Origin of the sequence: Brevundimonas sp. M20, from assembly GCF_006547065.1 — a bacterium.
Classification (GTDB): Bacteria; Pseudomonadota; Alphaproteobacteria; order Caulobacterales; family Caulobacteraceae; genus Brevundimonas.
The window spans coordinates 2,392,880-2,410,798 of sequence record NZ_CP041243.1 but is presented as its reverse complement, the minus strand read 5'-3'; the positions used below and the strand labels follow the sequence as shown (position 1 = coordinate 2,410,798).

The following is a 17,919-nucleotide window of genomic DNA, read 5'->3' as shown; positions in this document are numbered from 1 at the left end:
AAGGTTCGAGGGGCGGTCCGCAGGGGCCGCCCCTTCTTCTTTCGCCTCAACGCTCGTCTCTTTAGCCCTCAGGCCTCCTCTGTTTCAGGCCGAAACAATCCGAAACCCGACTTTCATTTCGCGGTTGCGAAGAGATCGGTAACCAAGGCGTGGGGCGAACTCCGCACAGAGAGGCGGGGCGCAAGATGAAGAGAGTTTGAGTTTGTCGGTCCGTCACGACCATCTTCAGAAGACGACCATCGCGCCCGCGATCATCGCCGGCGTGGGCGTGCACACGGGCGACCGCGTGCGTCTGGCCGTGCGCCCGGCGCCGGTCGGCACGGGCATCGTCTTCGTCCGCACCGACATCACTGACCGCGACAACCGCATCCCGGTGACGGGCGAGGCCGTGGTCGACGCCCGCCTGAACACCATGATCGAGAACGCCGCCGGCGTTCGCCTGTCGACCATCGAGCACCTGATGGCCGCCTTCGCCGCGCTGGGCGTGTCGAACGCCGTGGTCGAGGTGGACGGCCCCGAACTGCCGATCCTGGACGGTTCGGCCCTGCAGTTCGTGCAGCTGCTGGACCGCGCGGGCTTCCGCAAGCAGGAAGCCCCGGTCGAGTACATCGAGATTCTGGAGCCGATCCGGGTTCAGGAGGGCGACAAGTCCGCCGTCCTGCTGCCCTGCGACCGTTACGAGATGCGGTTCGAGATCGACTTCGCCACCCCGGTCATCGGCAATCAGGTCGTGGACTTCGTGGTCGATGAGCAGACCTTCCGCGACGAGATCATGGCCGCCCGCACCTTCGGCTTCGCCCATGAGGTCGAGGCCCTGCGCAAGGCCGGTCTGGCCCGTGGCGGCTCGCTGGAGAACGCCGTGGTCATCGACGGCGACCAGATCCTGAACCCGGGCGGGCTGCGCATGGAGCGCGAGTTCGTGAAGCACAAGGCGCTGGACGCTATAGGCGACCTGTACGTGCTCGGCGCGCCCCTGCTTGGCCGCTACGAGGGCGTGAGGGCCGGTCACGCGATCAACAACCTGCTGGTCCGGGAACTGCTGGCCAACCCGCAGGCCTGGCGCGTCGTGACCCGCGTGCCGCAGATGGCGATGGCAGGCTGAACACCCGTTAGGGTTGGCGAGAATTCGACGACGAATTTTCGGTGATTTCGGCGACGAATTCTCGGTGATTTCGACGACGAATTCTCGGTGATTTCGACGACGGCTTCCTGTGATTTGAGAGACGACGGCGACGGCGCGGGCCGTGTCCGTCCGCTGCGCCGTAGGTCATGGCCTGCGACTCGGCATTGCTCCGCAACGGGGGGGGGACAGGCTAGCCCAGGCTGATCGCGCTCATCAGGCGGCCGAAGTCGGGCTCCCCGTTCAGGAAGGCGCGGCGGTTCGAGAAGAACCGCACCTCGTCGGCGCGGGTGTCGTGGCCGGTCCATGCGGCCTGACCCACGCCCGCCTGCTCCAGACGCCACAGGACGAAGCCGGGCAGGTCGAACAGGCGTTTGTCCGGAGCCCCGGCGGGGATGAAGAAGCGCTCGCTGCCCGGATCGTGGTGGGCGAAGCGTTCCTCGAAATCGGCGCCGACCTGATAGGACGCCTGACCGATGCAGGGGCCGACCACGGCGACGATGTTCGCCGGACGCGCGCCGAGCGCCTCCAAGGCGGCGACGGTGGAATGGACGACCCCGCCCAACGCGCCCTTCCAGCCCGCGTGGGCCGCGCCGACGACGCCGGCGTCCGGATCGGCCAGCAGGACAGGGGCGCAGTCGGCGGTAAGGACGCCGCAGATGACGCCGGGCGCGGCGGTGGCGACGGCGTCGCCCTCGGGCCGCTCGCCCTTCCAGCCCGCCTCGGCCACCCGGCAGACGGCGGAGTGGATCTGGTAGCAGGCGGCGATGTCGTCCGGCGTCCCGCCCAAGTGGGCAGCGATGCGGCGGCGGTTCTCGGCCACGGCGGCTGGATCGTCGGTGGAGCCCAGCCCGGCGTTGAGGCTGTCGTAGATACCGGTCGAGACACCGCCCTGCCGGGTGAAGAACCCGTGGCGGACGCCCGCGCGGTCCAGCAGGGGATGGGTGATCGGTTCCAGCGACATGGTCACTCCTCGAATCCCGGCACGACCAGGGTGTGCGGAGAGAAGATCGCGCAGGCCTTGAACAGGGTTCCCATCTGGTCGTCGTCTGTCAGGCGGGCCAGTTGGCGCTCGATGATCGGGGCGGCGTCCGGGCGGCCGGACTTCAGCCGGTCGGCGCGAGCCTCGATGCCAAGCAGCTTCAGGAACTCGCCCTGACCCAGACAGCCGGTCACGCCGGCGCCCGCATGCACGGCGGCTTCCTGCACGGTGGGGAAGTCAGCCCACTGGGTCAGATCGGCCTCACCGGGCTCAGCCAGCGGATCGACCTTCTGGTGACGTTTCAGGGCCTGAAGGGTATCTCCGGCCTCGGGTCTTGCGCGGCCGTAGTCGATCAGCAGTGCGGCGCCGTCGGCGGCCTTCAGCAGGTTGGCCAGATCGCGACCGAAGATGGCCTGCTGGTCCGAAATCTCGATGGTCTGGCCCGGCGCGACCTCGAAGTCCGGGCGTTTGAAGCCGCCGGTGATCCGCACGAGCCCGAACTGCAGATCGCCCGCGCCGTTCTCGGCGTCGGTCACGCCCACGCAGCGCTCGGCCCAGCCATCCTCCGTCTTCACGAACTGGCGGGCGGGCATGCAGTCGAGGACCTCATTGGCGATCAGGATCACGGGGGCGTCGGTCTCGAGCTGCTGGAGGGACGAGACCCAGCGCGGGTGCACGTCGCTGTCGGCCAGCATGCGGGCCTGCGCCTCGCGCAGGGGCGCGCTGGGCTCAATCAGGATCAGATCGACCGCCTCCAGGAACTCCGGCGCCAGACGGGCGGCGCGCAGGGCGTCGGCCATCAGGGTCCCGTCGCCGGGGCCAACCTCGACCAGCCGCACCCGCTCGGGCGCGCCCAGCCGGTTCCACAGTTCGATAGCCCACAGACCGATCAGTTCGCCGAACATCTGGCTGATCATCGGCGCGGTGATGAAGTCGCCGGTCGCGCCGAGGGCGGGGCGGGTCGCGTAATAGCCGGCCTGCGGATCGTGCAGGCACCGGGTCATGTAGTCGGCGACCGTCATCGGTCCCGTCAGGGCGATCTCGCGCGCCAGCCGGTCCTTCAGGCTCATGACGCCGCGGGCGCCCCGTCCGTCCGGTCCACCGGCGGGCGGCTCCAGGCGCGCCAGATCAGCCAGGCGCCGATCAGCATCATCGGCGTCGACAGGATCATGCCCATGGTCAGGCCGAACGGCAGGTGATCCAGACCGACGTCCGGCTGGCGCACCGTCTCCAGCAGGGCGCGGATCAGGCCATAGCCCAGCAGGAACAGTCCGGTGGCATAGCCCGGCTTGCGCAGCAGGCCGCATTTCCAGACGGCGAAGGCCAGCAGGCCCAGCAGGAAGACGCCTTCGAGGCCGGCTTCATAAAGCTGGCTGGGGTGGCGCACGACGTCGCCGGGGCCCTGACCGAGGTATTCGCAGGTCGCGCCGTACATGTCGCGGGCGCGTTGGTTACAGAAGTTGACGCCCCACGGAACCGTCGTCTCGCGACCCCAGAGTTCACCGTTGATGAAGTTGGCCAGACGCCCGAACATCAGGCCGAACGGCGCCGCCGCCAGGGCGATATCGCCGATGGTCAGGATGCGGACCTTCGAGCGCAGGGCGAACAGGACCACCGCGAGGGTGCAGCCCAAGAGGCCGCCGTGGAAGGACATGCCGCCGTCCCACAGCCGGAACAGCGCCAGCCGCTCGCCCCAGTTCGCGCCGGTGAACAGGTCGCCGTACAGATGCGGCTGATAGAAGAGTGCGAAGCCCAGACGGCCGCCCAGAATGATGCCGAGGGTGATCCACAGGACCAGATCATCCAGCTGCTGGGTGCTGATCGGCGGCTTGCCCGGCGCCCATAGACGCTCGGTCCTGATGATGCGGGCGGCGTACCACCAGCCCAGAACGATGCCCGCCACATAGGCGAGGGCGTACCAGCGAATGTCCAGCGGGCCGATGCTGAACCACACCGGATTGAACTCGGGAAATTGCACGGGCGCTCCTGAAGGCGTTTCCTTGGGGCGTGGTTTAGCAAGCGTCGCCGATCACGTCCCCGAAATTTCAGTAACGCCTCGAGCGCGGTTTCGCCGCAAGCATGACAAGGTTTCGTTCACCATATCGGGTCAACCTTCATTAACCATGCTCATCAGTCCGAGTCGGAGCCTCTGAACACCATGCAAAGCCGAAATCCCTTCCTCGACGAGTTCTCGAAACTGGCCACCGGCGCCATGGGTCTGGCCCAGACCGCGGGCGAGGAAGCCCGGACCGCCATGCGCGCGCAGGCGGATCGCTTCGTCGCCGAAATGGACCTGGTCCGCCGCGATGAGTTCGATGCGCTGAAGGCGGAAGTCACGGCTTTGCGTGAGGAAATCGCCGCCCTGAAGGCCGCCAGAACGCCTCGCAAGGGAACGTCCACAGCGAGTGTTCCCCCTCAGGACGCAGCCGGTTGAGCCGAATCTGCGAACCCGCCTACGGTTCCTTAACAGGGCGTGAGTCGCGCCCAAGGAAGACTTGATGGACGCCGTTCGGCCCGAAGAAATCGACACGCCCTACGATCCGCTGGACGTGGTCGAGCATGTGCTGGTGGCGGAAAACCTGCCGTTTGATCGTACCGACGAGGGCGATCTGGCTTTCTCGCTGGCCGGTGACTGGAAGGACTACGAGCTGTGGTTCGCCTGGCGTCCGGAAGGGGATTGCCTTCAGTTGTGCTGCGCCCTGGACCTGCAGGCGTCCAAGGCTCGCCGCGCCGCTGCCTATGAGCTGGTCGGCCTGATCAACCAGCGCACCTGGATGGGGCATTTCGAGGTCTGGGCCGAGGATGGCGAGATCGTCTTCCGCCATTCGCTGGCCCTGCCGCTGGGCGAGCGTCCGACGCTGGCGCAGGCCGCGTCGATGATCGACGCCGCCGTGGAGGCCGCTGACCGCTACTATCCGGCCTTCGACTTCATGATCCGCGGGTCGAAGAAGCCGCAGGAGGCGATCGACGCCTGCCTGTTCGAGACGGTCGGCACCGCCTGATCCCATGACATCCGATGTTTCCCGTGACGGCGTGGTCCTGGTGGGCTGCGGCCGTCTGGGTTCGTCCATGCTGGAAGGCTGGCTGGCGACCGATACGGTCGCGGCGACCGACCTGATCATTCTCAGTCCTTCGTCCAAGCCCGCGACCGAAGCGGCCGGCGCCAAGGGCGCGCGCATCAATCCACCGTCGGGCGATCTGCATCAGGCGAAGACCGTGGTGCTGGCGGTCAAGCCGGCGATGTGGCGAGCCGCGCTGGCGCCGCTGGTCGAACACCTGAACCCCGACGCTGTGATCGTGTCCGTGATGGCGGGCGTGAAGGCCGCCGATATCGCCGCTGTCGCCGTTCGACCGGTGGCGCGGGTCATGCCCACCACGGCGGTGGCGCAGGGGCAGGGCGTGGCGGCGGTCTGGTCCGACGATCCACGCGCGCGGGCGGCGGCGGAAGCCCTGTTCACGCCGGTCGCCGATGTGGCGCCGCTGGAGGATGAGTCGTTGATGGATGCAGCGACCGCCGTGGCCGGATCCGCGCCTGCCTTCATCTATGCTTTCGTGCAGGGACTGGCGGATGCCGGTGTGGCGCAAGGATTGTCGCCCGAGGCGGCGGCGCGACTGGCGCGCGGGGCCCTGCGCTCGGCAGGGGCGGGGCTGGAGACGGGCGAGGGACTGGACGCCCTGATCGCCCGCATCGCTTCGCCCGGCGGCACGACCCGCGCGGGGCTGGACGCCATGACCGACGGCGGCGACCTGACGCGTGCAGCCGAAGCCGCCGTCAGCGCCGCCGTGGCGCGGGCGAAGAGCCTTTAACGGCCGACGACGTAGCGACCCGCGGCGATGTTCGACCCGAGGCGGCGATAGGCGCGATCGGCGTCCTGCCAGACCGCGAAGCCGCGAACGTCAGACAGGTTGTTCGAGAACCAGCGGTAACGCACGGGCTGAACCCTTCCGTCGGCCATTATGATCTGGCCCTCGATCGCCGCGCCGCCGATGGAGATGCTACGCATAGGGTCGATGCCCGGGCGATCAGCGACCTGCTGAAAGGTCGGGCGGTTGGGTTTCAGCTCGGTCAGCACCAGTTCAACCCGGGCTCCCGCCAGATCAGCATCTTCCGCAATGGCGCGGGACACGATGCGGGTCAGCTGATCGACCTGCTGTTGCACCTCCCGGGCGCCGAGCTCGCGGCTTTCCTTTTGCAGATCTTCGCCGAGGGTCACGGTCACCGACGGCTGGGCGACCGCGACGCCGGCGGCCGTGGCGGCGACGGCGAAGGGCACGATAAAGGCGAGGTTACGCATGGCAGTCTCCAGATCGCCCCCGATCTGACCTGAAACATGGGCGTGATGGCGCGGCTTGGCAATGGACGACCGGCGTTCCTAGCCCGGCAGGCGGATCAGGGCGCGAAGGCCGCCCAGATCGCTGCGCTCCAGGGTGATGTCGCCGCCGTGACCGCGCGCCACGTCGCGGGCGATAGCCAGTCCCAGCCCCACGCCCTTGCGGTTCTGGTTGCGGCTTTCGTCGAGGCGCGAGAACGGGCGGAAGGCTTCCTCGTGCATCTCGTCCGGGATACCCGGGCCGTCATCCTCGACCGTGATCTCCAGCCCGCCGGACGGCAGGGGGCGGGCGCTGAGACGGACGTGCTCGCCGTGCGAGGCGGCGTTGCCCGCCAGATTGATGATCGCGCGCTTGAAGGCGAGGGGGCGCACCAGCGCGGTCAGGGCGTCCGGGGCGATGACCTCGACCTCGGCCCCCGCGCGGCGGGCGTCTTCGGCGGCGGAGGCGAGAAGCTCGGGGATGGACACATCCTGCGCCGCCTCTCCGGCCTCGCCGCGGGCGAAGGCGAGGTACTCGTCGATCATATGCTCCATTTCGTCCATGTCGCCGCGCATGGCGTCCGCGCGCTTGAACGGCGGAGCGAGGGCGAGCTCCAGACGCAGGCGCGTCAGGGGCGTGCGCAGATCGTGGCTGACGGAGGCCAGCAGGGCGGTGCGCTGGTCGATGTGGCGCTGGATGCGGTCGCGCATGTCCATGAAGGCGCGGGCGGCGGCCCGGACCTCGCGCGCGCCGGACGGCTTGAACCGCTCCTGCGGCTCGCCCCGGCCGAAGGCTTCCGCCGCCTCGGCGAGGCGTTCGATGGCTCGGACCTGATTGCGGATGAACAGGATCGCCACCCCCATGAGCAGGACCGTGGCGATCAGCAGCCAAAGGACGAAGATGTGGGCCTGGGTCGCCACCGCGCGCTCTCGCGGAGCGATGATGCGCAGCACCCCTTGCGGCTGTTGCACCCGGATGTCTACGTAGGCGGGGTAGCGGGTGGTGTCGAACCAGACCGGCTGGTCGATGCGGTTGCGCAGCGCCGCCTCCAGCGTCCGGTCCACGACGCCGAGCGTGCCGCGCCGGGTCTCGCGCGGCAGGGTCTCGCCCTCCTGAAGGACGATGGACAGGGACATGGAACGCTCGGCCCGCTCGGCGATGACGTCCAGATTCTGGGGCGTCGGATCGTCAGCATAGCTTTCGACCGCCCAGGCGATGTCGCCCGCCAGACCGTCGGACAGGCGCGCGGTCACCGTCTGCCAGTGCATGTCGAAGAAGGCCCAGGTGACGGCCACCTGCATGACCAGCACGGGCAGGACGATGATCAGCAGTGACCGGCCCCAGAGCGAGGTCGGCAGACGCCGCTTCAGAAAGCGCGGCCACAGAGCGGTGGGAAGAAGCCTCATGCCCGTTCCTCCTCCCTGGAGGCGGGGGACCATCCGCAGGATGGTGGAGGGGTGTTGAAGCGTGCGCGGGGCCGGCGCCCCTCCACCGCTTCGCGGTCCCCCTCCCCCGAGGGGGGAGGAATGCGGTGCATCAGTCCGGGGCCAGCATGTAGCCGATGCCGCGCACGGTCTGGAGGTAGCGCGGGTTCTTCGGATCAGCTTCCAGCTTGCGGCGCAGGCGGGTGACCTGAACATCCACGGCGCGGCCGGTGATGTCGGCGGTGTCGGGCGACAGGCTCATGCGCTCGACCGGAGCGTGGGCATGGATGGCCAGTGTTTTCAGCAACTGGGCCTCGGCCTCGGTCAGGCGCTGGGGCTTGCCGTCCTTCAACAGTTCCAGCCGCTCCATGTCGAACACCGCCGGCCCCAGCTTGATCTCGCGCGGGGTCAGGGGCTTGCCGCCGGTGCGGCGCAGGATGGCGTCAATGCGCAGGGCCAGTTCGCGCGGGTCGAACGGCTTGGACATATAGTCGTCAGCGCCGCGGGACAGGCCCTCGATCCGGTCGTCCGGATCGCCCTTGGCCGTCAGCAGCAGGACCGGGGTCTTGGACGTTTCGGCCTTGGAGCGAATCCAGGTCGTCAGGTCGAAACCGCTTTCGCCCGGCATCATCACGTCCAGCACGATCAGGTCGAACTCGATCAGTTCGACAAGACGCTTGGCGGCGGCCGCGTGGGCGGCGCCGGTGACGCGATAGCCCTCGCGGGTCAGGAATTCCTTGAGCAGTTCGCGGATGCGGTCGTCGTCATCGACGACCAGCAGATGCCGACCCGCGCCCGGCCCCGCGATCGGGCCCGAACGGCCGCTGGAGCGAACATCGGTCATGCGGATACGCCCTCACACGCGCAACAGGCGTTGACCTGAGCGATTCCGGCGGGTCTAAACCGGTAAGTTTCGCGGGAGACGTTCTTCAATGGCCTTCGTTCCTTTCGACGATCGTGATGGTTGGATCTGGATGGACGGGCATTTCGTGCCCTGGCGGGACGCGAAAACGCACGTTTTGACCCATGCCCTTCACTACGGCTCGTCGGTATTCGAGGGTGAGCGTATGTATGGCGGCGAAATCTTCAAGCTGACGCCGCATTCGGAGCGCCTCCAGCGTTCCGCGAACCTTCTTGATTTTGATCTTCCGTACAGCGTGGCCGAGATCGACGCCGCCTGCAAGGAAACCTGCGAAAAGATGGGGCTTTCGGACTGTTATGTGCGTCCGGTGGCCTATCGCGGGCCTGAACAGGTCAGCGTCTCGACCGTCAACAACAAAACCCACGTCGCCATCGCCGTTTGGGAGTGGCCCAGCTACTTCGATCCGGAGACCAAGGCGAAGGGGATTCGGCTGGAGTGGGCCAAGTGGCGCCGCCCGGACCCGATGACCGCCCCGTCGGCGGCCAAGGCCGCGGGTCTCTACATGATCTGCACCATGTCCAAGACCGCCGCCGAGAAGCGCGGCTATTCGGACGCGATGATGCTGGACTGGCGCGGCTATGTGGCCGAGGCGACCGGCGCCAACGTCTTCTTCGTGCAGGACGGCGTGCTGCACACACCGCCCGTCGACGCCATTCTGGACGGCATCACCCGCCAGACCGTGATCGAAATGGCCAAGGCCAAGGGCATCGAGGTGGTCGTGCGCCACATCCGCCCGGAGGAGCTGGCCACGTTCAGCGAATGCTTCCTGACCGGCACCGCCGCGGAAGTCACCCCGGTCAGCGAGATCGGCGAGTACCGCTTCACTCCGGGCGCGCTGAGCCTCGGGCTGATGGAAGACTACGGCAAGCTGGTCCGCGGCCAGCTCTGATCAGGGCGGTGGCGTCTGGCGGCGCTTGCCAGATGCGACAACCTGTCGTTCAAGGGCTGAACGGGATCGGCGGAGTGCGTCGGTCGGGGAAGTGTTGATGTTCAGCCTTTTGAACCTGCAGAGCCTGCTGGGGCTCGTCGTCATTCTGGGCGCCTGCTGGGGTCTGTCCGAGAACAAGCGCGCCTTCCCGTGGAAGCTGGCGATCGGCGCCATCCTTGTGCAGGCGGCGCTGGTGCTGGTGCTGTTCAACCCCGCGTCGCGCGGTGCGCTGGAAGCGATCAACGGCGCGGTGGACGGGCTGGCGAAGGCGACCAGCGTCGGCACCAATTTCGTCTTCGGCTACCTGGCGGGTGGTGAGTTCCAGCAACCCTATGCGGTGCAGGATCAGGGCTCGCTGTTCACCTTCGCCTTCAACGTCCTGCCGCTGATCCTCGTGATCTCGGCCCTGTCGGCCCTGCTGTGGCACTGGAAGGTGTTGAAGTGGATCACCTACGGCTTCGGTATCCTCTTCCAGAAGACGATGGGGCTGGGCGGCGCCTCGGCGCTTGCCGTGGCGGCCAACATCTTCCTGGGCATGATCGAGAGCCCCATCGTCATCCGCGCCTATCTGGACAAGCTGACCCGGTCGGAACTGTTCCTGATGATGGTGGTCGGTCTGGCGACGGTGGCCGGTTCGACCATGGTGGCCTACGCCCTGATGCTCGAAACGACCCTGCCGAACGCCGCCGGGCACGTGCTGGTGGCCTCGATCATTTCGGCCCCGGCGGGCATCCTGCTGGCGCGCATCGTCATTCCGGAAAAGCCCGGCGAGGGCGGAGCCTACGCCGAATACGACTCGGCCCTGAAGTACGACAGCGCCATCGACGCCATCGTGAAGGGAACCTCGGACGGCCTGATGGTCGTGCTGAACATCTCGGCGGTGCTGATCGTCTTCGTGGCGCTGGTGGCGCTGGTGAACATCATGGTCGGCGCGATCTTTCCGGGCATCAGCGTCGAATGGCTGCTGAGCTGGGTCTTCGCCCCGGTCGCCTGGCTGACGGGGGTGGAGTGGGCTGATGCGCGGCAGGCGGGTCTGCTGCTGGGCACGAAGCTCACCCAGACGGAGTTCAAGGCCTTCATGGATCTGGGCGCGGTGCCGGCGAGCGAACTGACGCAACGGTCGCGCATGCTGATGACCTACGCCCTCTGCGGTTTCGCCAACATCGGTTCGGTCGGGATCACCGTGACCGGTCTGTCGGTGCTGATGCCCGAGCGTCGGGAAGAGGTGCTGGGGCTGGTGTGGAAGGCGCTGTTCGCGGGCTTCCTGTCGACGCTGATGACGGCGGCCATTGTCGGGGTCATGCCCGGCGCCATATTCGGCTGAACGGAAAGGCCGATCACATGAAGCTGTTCACCTCCCACCGCGCGCCCAACCCGCGCCGGGTCCGCTGGGTTCTGGCCGAGAAGGGCGTCGAGGACGTCGAACTGGTCGAACTGGACATCATGGTCGGCGAGCACCGGACGCCGGAGTACCGGTCCAAGGTCGGTGTGCCGCACGTGCCGGCGCTGGAACTGGACGACGGCACGACCATCTCCGAATCCGTCGCCATCTGCCGCTATCTGGAGGCGGTCTATCCCGAGCCTAACCTGTTCGGGCGCGACGCCGCCGAGCAGGCGGTGATCGAGATGTGGACCCGTCGGTGCGAGTTCTATCTTGCCAATCCGATCATGCTGAACGTGCGCCACTCGCACCCCGCGCTGGCCGCGCTGGAGGCGACCCAGCTGCCGCAGGTGGCCGAGTACAACAAACTCTCGGCCGAGAAATTCATGAAGACGCTGGACCGCCGTCTGGCCGATCACGAGTTCATCGCCGCCGACCGCTTCACCATCGCCGATGTGGTGGCGGTGGTCGGGCTCGATTTCGCCCGCTTGATCAAATACCGGCCGCCGGAGGAGTTCACTCATCTGGCCCGTTGGCTGGAGGCCGGCCGCGCCCGTCCGGCGGCGAAGGCGGGCGTCTAGCTTCTAGAGTTGATGGTCGAACGGGCCTTCTTCGGCCGGTTCCAGTGACTGCCCCTGATAGAGCTGCGCCACCCGGGCGCCGAGCAGATCGCCGGGGCCTTGCAGGAAACGCGGGGCGCCGAAGCGTTCGATATTGTCCAGTTGCCGTGCCAGCGCCTCGCGGTCCTGTCTGACCACGGGATCGAGAAACAGGCGGATGGCGCGCTCCTTCAGCCAGCCGGGGCCACGCCCCTTCGGCGTGGTGAAGCAGGCGAAGGGCATCAGGCTGGTCGGGGTCACGGGGGTGAAGAAGACCGTCACGCACAGGGTCAGGCCGCGCGGTCCCTCCCACCGCGCCTGAACCAGAGTGGGCGCATGCAGGCGTGTGATGCTGCGATCCCGCGGCGGCTCCAGCAGGCGCGACATCCAGCCGAGGTCGGGCTGGGGCTGTTCGATGATCGACTCGATCCAGTCCGTCCCCGCCCGGACCGACAGGCGCACGGGCATGCGACGGCTGCTGCGGCGGATGATGCCGTCGTGGATGAAGTTGGTGTGGAACGGGTCCAGCACATTCTCCAACGCATCGAGAGCCCGGCCGCCCCAGACGCCCTGCGACCACCAGAAGTGATCGTGATCCTCTGCGCCCCACGGGCCGAGGTCTGGCAGGTCGGGGCCGCCGGGCGACAGGCGGATCAGAACCGCGCCGTTCAGTTCGCGCACCTCGACCGGAGCGGCGGCCAGACGCGCGCCCTCGCTTTCGGAAAGGGCGCAGCCGGGAACCTCGACGCAGGCGCCGTCGGGGGCGAAGCGCCAACCGTGATAAGGGCACTGGATCGCGCCCCCGACCAGCTTGCCTTCGGAAAGCGGATAGTTCCGGTGCGGGCAGCGGTCGATCAGGGCGGCGATCGCGCCGTCGGCGCCCCGGAAAAGGACCAGCGGGGTATCGGCGACGGTGCGGGCCAGCGGCTTGCGTCCCACATCGCGCGACAGGGCGGCCATCTGCCAGCTGCGGGACAGGCTTTCGGGCAGGGGCGTCAAGGGCGGCTCCAGCGGTCGGGGGAAAGCGGCGCTCCGTTCCACTCGATATCAGCGGTCATGGCGGCGGTCAGCGACTGACGCTGTCGCAGCGCGCGCAGGGCGAAGCCGAGGGTGTCGATCAGGGCGCCGGCAAGGGGCGCGCGGTCGCCGGGGCGGGTCAGGGCGTCGAGACCGTCGCGCCTCTGCCGCCGCCACCCGGTCAGGCGACGCTCGCGCAGGGCGGCGGGCAGGCCGTAGCGCCACAGGGCGGGGGCGATATGGCGGGGCGTCGGGTCGGGCGTCGCCTCTCCCCGACCGATCAGGGCCAAGGCGAATGCGGGATCGGCGCCGAACCGATGCACCCCGCTGGTCGCGCGCGGATTGCACTCGATCAGCCAGGGGCGCCCGACGTCGTCGACCAACGCGTCACAGGCGAACTGACCGGTCCCGACCTCGGGCGCGAGCGCATCGCCCATCCGGCGCAACTCGGTGGTCAGGGGGTCGGGCAGAGGGTGGAGGGCATAGGCCGCGCCGCCGGGCAGCCTCCAGTCCGAGCCGTAGGCGCTGAAGGCCGCTATCTGTCCCGCGTGGGCGACGGCATGGAAGGAGACCTCTTCGCCCCGGATGCGTCGCTGGACGATCCATGGCCGGTCTCCGGTGGGTCGGATGCGCGCGACGGCGGCGGGGGACGGCGAGATCAGGGCCTCACCGAAACGGGACCACACCGGCTTGATCACCACATCGCCCATGTCGGTGACGGCCTGTGACAGGTCGGCGGGATCGGTCACTGTCCGGGTTTCCGGCGTCGGCAGGCCCAGCCGGGCGCACAAGGCGACGAAGCGGTCCTTGGCGTGAAGCTCGGCCAACGGCTGCGGGCGGGGAGCCAGTAGCCGGTCAGACCAGCCGTCAGCGGTCGCCAGCGCCGACAGATGGAAGACCTCCTCGCAGGTCGGGATGATCCACACCGGCTCCAGCCGATTGATCAGGGCGCGAATGCCGGCGGCGAAGGCGGCGGGCTGCTGTACCGGCGAGGCATGGCGATGCACCGGCCCGGCGCTGTTCGACCATCGCGCCAGCCGGGCCGGGACGCAGTCGGCCAGATGGGGCTCGAACCCGGCGACGCGGAGGCTGCGGGCGATGTCCAGCGCCGCGACGGACCGGGCGCCGGTGATCAGGATGTGCTCAGCCATCAGACCAGCGCACGCGGCGACGTTTGACGGCGAACGGTTCAGGCGCGCTCCGTGCGGTGACGGGGAGGTCGATCCCCTTGTCGGCCAGCAGGGCGCGGATCGCCCCGGCCACGGCCTCCATGCTGTCGGCGGCGGCCTCGACCCGGACGCCGGCCGGTCCGGCGACGGCCCGCCAGTCCTCGCCGGGCGGCAGGACGGCGCTGACGGCCTCGTCCACGGCGCGGGGCGGGATCACCGTCTCGCCCCATCGCCACAGGTCCTCAAGCCGGCCCTCGACCGGCCGGACCGCCAGCCGCGCGGTGCCGCAGGGGCAGGGCGTGGACAGAGGCTCCAGCAGATCGGGCAGGCGCATCCGGATCATCGGCTGTGTCACGCGCCGCAGGTCGGTGATGACCGGCAGGAAGCGGTTGGTTCCCGGCACGGGTTCGCGCTCAATGATCAGCACATCCTCGTTCAGGTGCAGGGCGCCGTGTACGCAGGGGGCGCCGATGAAGCCCTCCGTGGCCTGATAGATGGGGGCGGGGCGGCTCTCCAGCGTGGCTTCGATCCAGTCACGCTCGGTCTCCCCCATGGGCTCGGCGCCCCAGAACAGACGGGCTGGCCGCCATGGAGCGCCGGTTTCCACCCCATGCGTCAGCTCGGACAGGACATGGGCGGGGGCGATCAGGACGTGGGGCGCGAAGGCGTCCAGACGGTCCAGCTTCTCCGCCGTCGGCATGTCCAGCCCCAGGAACAGGAAGCGGAACGGCCCGGCGCCGGAGACGTCGCTGTAGAGCTTCGACGTCGCGCGCAGGCTCAGCGCGATCCGCTTCTTCCGGAACAGGGCGGACTTGGGCATCAGCCGCGCGATCATGTGGCCCAGATAGGCGGCGCGCTCGGCCTTGCCGCTGACGAACAGGCCGGGAGGTCCAGACGAGCCGGACGAGAAGCCGGCGACCACGCCTGGACGGACCTCGCCGGTCCCGCCCTGCTCGGCGGCATGGGCGGCGGCCTCGGTCTCGGCGCGGGTCAGGCCGAGGGTGTTCCAGCGGTCGAAGTCCGCGCGGACATCGTTCGGAGTGGTGATGGGGAAGGCGTCCAGCGGCTGTCCGGCCAGTTCCGCGACAGCGGGCGTCCGGGCGAGTGTGGGTGTCAGGTCCGCCCACAGTCGGGCCTGTCGGGCCTCGATGGCGGCGCGGGTGGTCAGGCGCGAGCCGGTCCAGCGGGCGTCCAGCCAGGCGCGCAGGACGGCGGGGCGATCAACCGCGCCCACGCGGCGCCTCCACCTCGACCTCGCCGCAGTGGGAGGGCGTGAGCAGCAGTTCGGGATTGCGGTTCCACAGCCGGTGCAAGGCCGTCAGGGTGTCGCGCCATGGCCCGGTCTCGCCCAGCAGGGCGGTGGTCAGGCGCGGGGGCGGGGCGTTGTCGCGCACGGCGCCGCTGGACCATGCGGCGTCGGCGATCAGGAAGCGGGTGCGTCCGTCCTCCTGCCGCACGACCAGCCCCCAGTGACCGGGGCAATGGCCGGGGAGCTGGACCGCCATCAGCGAGCCGTCGCCCAGCAGGTCGGCGCCGTCCTCGAACGGCGACAGGTCGGGACCGAGCGGCAGGCGGGGGTGGTCCTCGAAGAAGGCGGCGCGGGCGTCGATATCGGCCGGCGCCAGATCGGCCAGCACGCCCTGCCGCACCCGCGCGAACCGGCCCGGTTTGCGCACCTGCGCCAGCCCCGCCCGGGCGCAGAAGATGCGGGCGTTCGGAAAGCGCTTCAGACCGGCGATGTGGTCGCCGTGGAAATGGGACACGATCACCGCGCGGACCTCCTCCGGGCGAATGCCGAAGTCGGGCAGTTGGTCCGCCACCGCCTCGCCCGGTCCCAGATCAACCGGGGTCATCCAGCGATAGAGAATTTCCGGAAAGGTCCTGGTCGCTTCAAAGAAGGCGGGGTCGTAGCCGGTGTCGAACAGGATCGCGCCCTCGACCGGGTGCAGGATCAGGGCGGCCAGAGCCGGGAAGACCGCGGGATTCAGGCCGCCGTCACGCCGGGTCATCACCTCCGGATGCGAACACGCCCCGGCGCGCAGGATATGCACCCGGCAACGGGTCACGCCCGCTTCGCCAGTTCGGGCGCCATCTGCATGGCGGTTTCGATGGCGTCGTGCCGGGGCTCGTAATCGATCAGGCGCTTGGCGCCGGACAGGTCGAAGGTCTGGGACCAGGCCAGAGTGGACAGGGTGTAGGGCGTCAGCACCGGCTCTGGCTGGCCGGGCAGCAGGCGGCTGACGGTCTGGGACAGCACGGACATCACCTGCCCGATGACCAGCGGCACGGGGATGATCTTCACCTCCACGCCCAGCGCTTGCCCCAGCTTGCCGACCAGATCGGCCAGAGCCGTCGGGCGGCCCGAGGTGATGTTGACCACCTGCCCGCCTGCTCGTTCGCGATGCAGATCGGCCAGCAGCAGGGCACGGGCGGCGTCGCGGCTGTCGGTCAGCTCGACCATGGCCTTGCCGCCCCGGAACAGGGGGAAGCGTCCCTTCTTCACCAGCCTCAGGATGCGCGGCAGCAGCACCTGATCATCCGGCCCGACGATGGCGCGGGGGCGAAGGGATACGGTGCGGAAGCCCGTCGTATCCGCGGCGCGGACCATCCGTTCGGCCTCGCCCTTGGTGCGGGAGTAGGCATTGAGCGGGCGCGGATTGGGCAGGCTGTCCTCGGTCAGATCGGTCTGGTCTCCCCAGCGGGCGAAGACGGACGGCGACGAAACGAAGATGAAGCCGTCGGCCCCGGCGTTTCTGGCGGCGTCCAGCAGGCGGCGGGTCAGTTCGACATTGGCGCGCTCGAAATCGGCGTCCGGTCCCCATGGGCTGGACAGGGCGGCGGCGTGGAAGACGACGTCGATGTCACGGCACGCGGCTTCGGTCTGGTCCAGCAGATCGCCGCCGAAGGGCTCGGCGCCCATGGCCTTGAGCCGCTCCAACGCTTCCGGCTTGCGGCCCGAGGCGCGGACCGAATAGCCGGCGGCCAGCAGAGCCTCGACCACGGCCAGTCCCAGCCCGCCGGTGGCGCCGGTGACGAGTGCGCGACGGGTCATGTGCGGATCACCATGGCGGCTGCGCTGATCCCGGCGGCTGTGCCGAGCAGCAGGACGGTCTTGCCCGGGGTCAGCCGACCCTCAGCCTGCGCGAGGGTCAGGGCGGTGGGCAGGGAGGCGGCTATCTGGTTGCCGTGGGTGTTGAAGATGTCGATTACGCGGGCCGGGTCTCCGCCCATCAGGCGACGCACATGCTCCACGCCGGGCTTGCTGGCCTGATGGGGCACAATGACGTCCACGGAGTCTCGGGTCAGCCCGGCCTCGCCCAGCACCCTGTCGATCAGGTCCGGCAGGCAGCGGGCGGCGGCCTTGAAGATGCCGAAGGCGTCCATGTGGAAGCGGGCGCCTTCCGTCAGCGCCTCGAGTCCATGCTCGATACGGATGCGGGTGCCGCCGCTGCGTAGGGTGGCCAGGTCCTTGCCGTCGCCATAGGTCTCGAACCCGCGCGCCAGCAGGGCCGGGCCGCCTCCGCCTGTCCCGGCCTCGATGCAGACGGCGGCGGCGCCGTCGCCGAAGATGGCGGCGGAGGCGGGCGTGCCCCAGTCCAGACCGGCCGAGGCTATGTCGCTGGACACGATCAACGCCCGGCGGAAGCGGCCGGTCTCCAAGCCCATGGCCACGATGTCCAGGGCGGTGACGAAGGACAGGCAGGTCTGGTTCACGTCGAAGGCCCAGACTCCGGACTTGCCGAGGCCCAGCGCTTGCTGGATCAGCACCGATGTGCCGGGGATCGGCTGCTCCATCACCCCGCAGGCGCCGATGATGACGTCGAGATTGTCCGCCGCCCAGCCGGCCATGGCCAGCGCCTTGCGCGCGGCCTCGACGCCCATGGCGGAAGTGGTTTCCTCGGCGGAGGCGACGCCGCGCGTGGCGATGCCGAACTGGCTTTCCGTCCAGCCCTCCGGCTGGCCGAAGAGGGTGTCCAGCACCGTCGAGGGGCGTTGGTCGCGCGGCGCATAGGCCCCGAAACCGGTCAACGTCATCGGCGTCATGCCCGCAGGCTTAGCCTCGCCT

General features: G+C 68.8%; 19 protein-coding genes. 7 read left to right on the top strand and 12 right to left on the bottom strand.

Annotation, left to right across the window (positions count from 1 at the left end):
* Positions 1 to 202 precede the first annotated feature (202 nt).
* Positions 203 to 1,102: a UDP-3-O-acyl-N-acetylglucosamine deacetylase gene (gene lpxC / locus FKQ52_RS11915; protein WP_141627379.1), complete on the top strand. Its 900-nt coding sequence runs from the start codon at positions 203 to 205 to the stop codon at positions 1,100 to 1,102.
* A 211-nt stretch (positions 1,103 to 1,313) separates the two neighbouring features.
* On the opposite strand, the gene pgeF is transcribed toward lpxC, so the two are convergent.
* From pgeF to lgt, 3 genes are read right to left on the bottom strand one after another with little or no spacing between them, the layout of a single operon-like run.
* Entirely contained in the window at positions 1,314 to 2,084 is a 771-nt protein-coding gene (pgeF, locus tag FKQ52_RS11910) for a peptidoglycan editing factor PgeF (RefSeq protein ID WP_141627378.1), read from the bottom strand.
* Between the two features lie 2 nt (positions 2,085 to 2,086).
* Positions 2,087 to 3,172 (bottom strand): class I SAM-dependent methyltransferase, encoded by a 1,086-nt coding sequence (locus FKQ52_RS11905; protein ID WP_141627377.1) that lies wholly within the window; start codon positions 3,170 to 3,172, stop codon positions 2,087 to 2,089.
* On the bottom strand, positions 3,169 to 4,080 hold the full coding sequence (gene lgt, locus FKQ52_RS11900; protein ID WP_141627376.1) for a prolipoprotein diacylglyceryl transferase: 912 nt from the start codon (positions 4,078 to 4,080) through the stop codon (positions 3,169 to 3,171). Before lgt ends, FKQ52_RS11905 begins: the two co-directional genes overlap by 4 nt.
* 180 nt (positions 4,081 to 4,260) lie before the next feature.
* Here lgt and FKQ52_RS11895 point away from each other — a divergent pair, with 180 nt between their 5' ends.
* The 3 genes from FKQ52_RS11895 (at position 4,261) to FKQ52_RS11885 (ending at position 5,909) form a co-directional block, all read left to right on the top strand.
* A complete protein-coding gene (locus tag FKQ52_RS11895) occupies positions 4,261 to 4,536 on the top strand; it encodes an accessory factor UbiK family protein (RefSeq protein WP_141627375.1) in 276 nt (91 codons plus the stop codon).
* Positions 4,537 to 4,600: 64 nt separating this feature from the next.
* On the top strand, positions 4,601 to 5,104 hold the full coding sequence (locus FKQ52_RS11890) for a YbjN domain-containing protein (RefSeq protein WP_141627374.1): 504 nt from the start codon (positions 4,601 to 4,603) through the stop codon (positions 5,102 to 5,104).
* Positions 5,105 to 5,108: 4 nt separating this feature from the next.
* The gene (locus FKQ52_RS11885) at positions 5,109 to 5,909 is read left to right on the top strand and encodes a pyrroline-5-carboxylate reductase (RefSeq protein WP_141627373.1); all 801 of its coding nucleotides are present in this window, start codon (positions 5,109 to 5,111) and stop codon (positions 5,907 to 5,909) included.
* Here FKQ52_RS11885 and FKQ52_RS11880 read toward each other — a convergent pair.
* From FKQ52_RS11880 to FKQ52_RS11870, 3 genes are all read right to left on the bottom strand, one after another.
* Positions 5,906 to 6,397 carry a hypothetical protein gene (locus FKQ52_RS11880; RefSeq protein ID WP_141627372.1) on the bottom strand — a complete coding sequence of 164 codons (492 nt, stop codon included), beginning with the start codon at positions 6,395 to 6,397 and terminating at the stop codon, positions 5,906 to 5,908. The genes FKQ52_RS11885 and FKQ52_RS11880 overlap by 4 nt on opposite strands.
* A gap of 78 nt (positions 6,398 to 6,475) precedes the next feature.
* Positions 6,476 to 7,819, bottom strand: coding sequence for a HAMP domain-containing sensor histidine kinase (locus tag FKQ52_RS11875; RefSeq protein WP_141627371.1), 1,344 nt, complete (start codon positions 7,817 to 7,819; stop codon positions 6,476 to 6,478).
* A gap of 130 nt (positions 7,820 to 7,949) precedes the next feature.
* Positions 7,950 to 8,681 carry a response regulator gene (locus FKQ52_RS11870; protein ID WP_205750753.1) on the bottom strand — a complete coding sequence of 244 codons (732 nt, stop codon included), beginning with the start codon at positions 8,679 to 8,681 and terminating at the stop codon, positions 7,950 to 7,952.
* A gap of 88 nt (positions 8,682 to 8,769) precedes the next feature.
* Here FKQ52_RS11870 and FKQ52_RS11865 point away from each other — a divergent pair, with 88 nt between their 5' ends.
* The 3 genes from FKQ52_RS11865 to FKQ52_RS11855 all read left to right on the top strand — a co-directional run bounded on the left by FKQ52_RS11865 (position 8,770) and on the right by FKQ52_RS11855 (position 11,649).
* A complete protein-coding gene (locus FKQ52_RS11865) occupies positions 8,770 to 9,648 on the top strand; it encodes a branched-chain amino acid aminotransferase (RefSeq protein ID WP_141627369.1) in 879 nt (292 codons plus the stop codon).
* Positions 9,649 to 9,745: 97 nt separating this feature from the next.
* A complete protein-coding gene (locus FKQ52_RS11860) occupies positions 9,746 to 11,011 on the top strand; it encodes a NupC/NupG family nucleoside CNT transporter (RefSeq protein ID WP_141627368.1) in 1,266 nt (421 codons plus the stop codon).
* A 17-nt stretch (positions 11,012 to 11,028) separates the two neighbouring features.
* Positions 11,029 to 11,649: a glutathione S-transferase family protein gene (locus tag FKQ52_RS11855; RefSeq protein ID WP_141627367.1), complete on the top strand. Its 621-nt coding sequence runs from the start codon at positions 11,029 to 11,031 to the stop codon at positions 11,647 to 11,649.
* 3 nt (positions 11,650 to 11,652) lie between these two features.
* On the opposite strand, the gene FKQ52_RS11850 is transcribed toward FKQ52_RS11855, so the two are convergent.
* The 6 genes from FKQ52_RS11850 to FKQ52_RS11825 are packed head-to-tail and all read right to left on the bottom strand — an operon-like array spanning position 11,653 to position 17,888.
* Positions 11,653 to 12,666: an aromatic ring-hydroxylating dioxygenase subunit alpha gene (locus tag FKQ52_RS11850; RefSeq protein ID WP_141627366.1), complete on the bottom strand. Its 1,014-nt coding sequence runs from the start codon at positions 12,664 to 12,666 to the stop codon at positions 11,653 to 11,655.
* On the bottom strand, positions 12,663 to 13,835 hold the full coding sequence (locus tag FKQ52_RS11845; protein WP_141627365.1) for an ATP-dependent carboxylate-amine ligase: 1,173 nt from the start codon (positions 13,833 to 13,835) through the stop codon (positions 12,663 to 12,665). Before FKQ52_RS11845 ends, FKQ52_RS11850 begins: the two co-directional genes overlap by 4 nt.
* The gene (locus tag FKQ52_RS11840) at positions 13,828 to 15,087 is read right to left on the bottom strand and encodes a cell division protein FtsA (RefSeq protein ID WP_141627364.1); all 1,260 of its coding nucleotides are present in this window, start codon (positions 15,085 to 15,087) and stop codon (positions 13,828 to 13,830) included. Before FKQ52_RS11840 ends, FKQ52_RS11845 begins: the two co-directional genes overlap by 8 nt.
* The gene (locus FKQ52_RS11835; protein WP_141627363.1) at positions 15,074 to 15,862 is read right to left on the bottom strand and encodes an MBL fold metallo-hydrolase; all 789 of its coding nucleotides are present in this window, start codon (positions 15,860 to 15,862) and stop codon (positions 15,074 to 15,076) included. The genes FKQ52_RS11840 and FKQ52_RS11835 overlap by 14 nt, the downstream gene beginning before the upstream one ends.
* Positions 15,863 to 15,915: 53 nt before the next feature.
* Positions 15,916 to 16,905: an NAD(P)-dependent oxidoreductase gene (locus FKQ52_RS11830; protein ID WP_141627362.1), complete on the bottom strand. Its 990-nt coding sequence runs from the start codon at positions 16,903 to 16,905 to the stop codon at positions 15,916 to 15,918.
* Positions 16,902 to 17,888 carry a 3-oxoacyl-[acyl-carrier-protein] synthase III C-terminal domain-containing protein gene (locus FKQ52_RS11825; protein WP_240811638.1) on the bottom strand — a complete coding sequence of 329 codons (987 nt, stop codon included), beginning with the start codon at positions 17,886 to 17,888 and terminating at the stop codon, positions 16,902 to 16,904. The genes FKQ52_RS11830 and FKQ52_RS11825 overlap by 4 nt, the downstream gene beginning before the upstream one ends.
* Between the last annotated feature and the right edge of the window lie 31 nt (positions 17,889 to 17,919).

Coding starts and splice junctions, on each gene's coding strand:
- FKQ52_RS11855 (WP_141627367.1), top strand. CDS start 11,029: ATGAAGCTGTTCACCTCCCACCGCGCGCCCAACCCGCGCCGGGTCCGC.
- FKQ52_RS11875 (WP_141627371.1), bottom strand. CDS start 7,819: ATGAGGCTTCTTCCCACCGCTCTGTGGCCGCGCTTTCTGAAGCGGCGT.
- pgeF (WP_141627378.1), bottom strand. CDS start 2,084: ATGTCGCTGGAACCGATCACCCATCCCCTGCTGGACCGCGCGGGCGTC.
- FKQ52_RS11905 (WP_141627377.1), bottom strand. CDS start 3,172: ATGAGCCTGAAGGACCGGCTGGCGCGCGAGATCGCCCTGACGGGACCG.
- FKQ52_RS11865 (WP_141627369.1), top strand. CDS start 8,770: ATGGCCTTCGTTCCTTTCGACGATCGTGATGGTTGGATCTGGATGGAC.
- FKQ52_RS11825 (WP_240811638.1), bottom strand. CDS start 17,888: ATGACGTTGACCGGTTTCGGGGCCTATGCGCCGCGCGACCAACGCCCC.
- FKQ52_RS11895 (WP_141627375.1), top strand. CDS start 4,261: ATGCAAAGCCGAAATCCCTTCCTCGACGAGTTCTCGAAACTGGCCACC.
- FKQ52_RS11885 (WP_141627373.1), top strand. CDS start 5,109: ATGACATCCGATGTTTCCCGTGACGGCGTGGTCCTGGTGGGCTGCGGC.
- FKQ52_RS11860 (WP_141627368.1), top strand. CDS start 9,746: ATGTTCAGCCTTTTGAACCTGCAGAGCCTGCTGGGGCTCGTCGTCATT.
- FKQ52_RS11845 (WP_141627365.1), bottom strand. CDS start 13,835: ATGGCTGAGCACATCCTGATCACCGGCGCCCGGTCCGTCGCGGCGCTG.
- FKQ52_RS11830 (WP_141627362.1), bottom strand. CDS start 16,905: ATGACCCGTCGCGCACTCGTCACCGGCGCCACCGGCGGGCTGGGACTG.
- FKQ52_RS11890 (WP_141627374.1), top strand. CDS start 4,601: ATGGACGCCGTTCGGCCCGAAGAAATCGACACGCCCTACGATCCGCTG.
- FKQ52_RS11870 (WP_205750753.1), bottom strand. CDS start 8,681: ATGACCGATGTTCGCTCCAGCGGCCGTTCGGGCCCGATCGCGGGGCCG.
- FKQ52_RS11835 (WP_141627363.1), bottom strand. CDS start 15,862: ATGACCCGGCGTGACGGCGGCCTGAATCCCGCGGTCTTCCCGGCTCTG.
- FKQ52_RS11880 (WP_141627372.1), bottom strand. CDS start 6,397: ATGCGTAACCTCGCCTTTATCGTGCCCTTCGCCGTCGCCGCCACGGCC.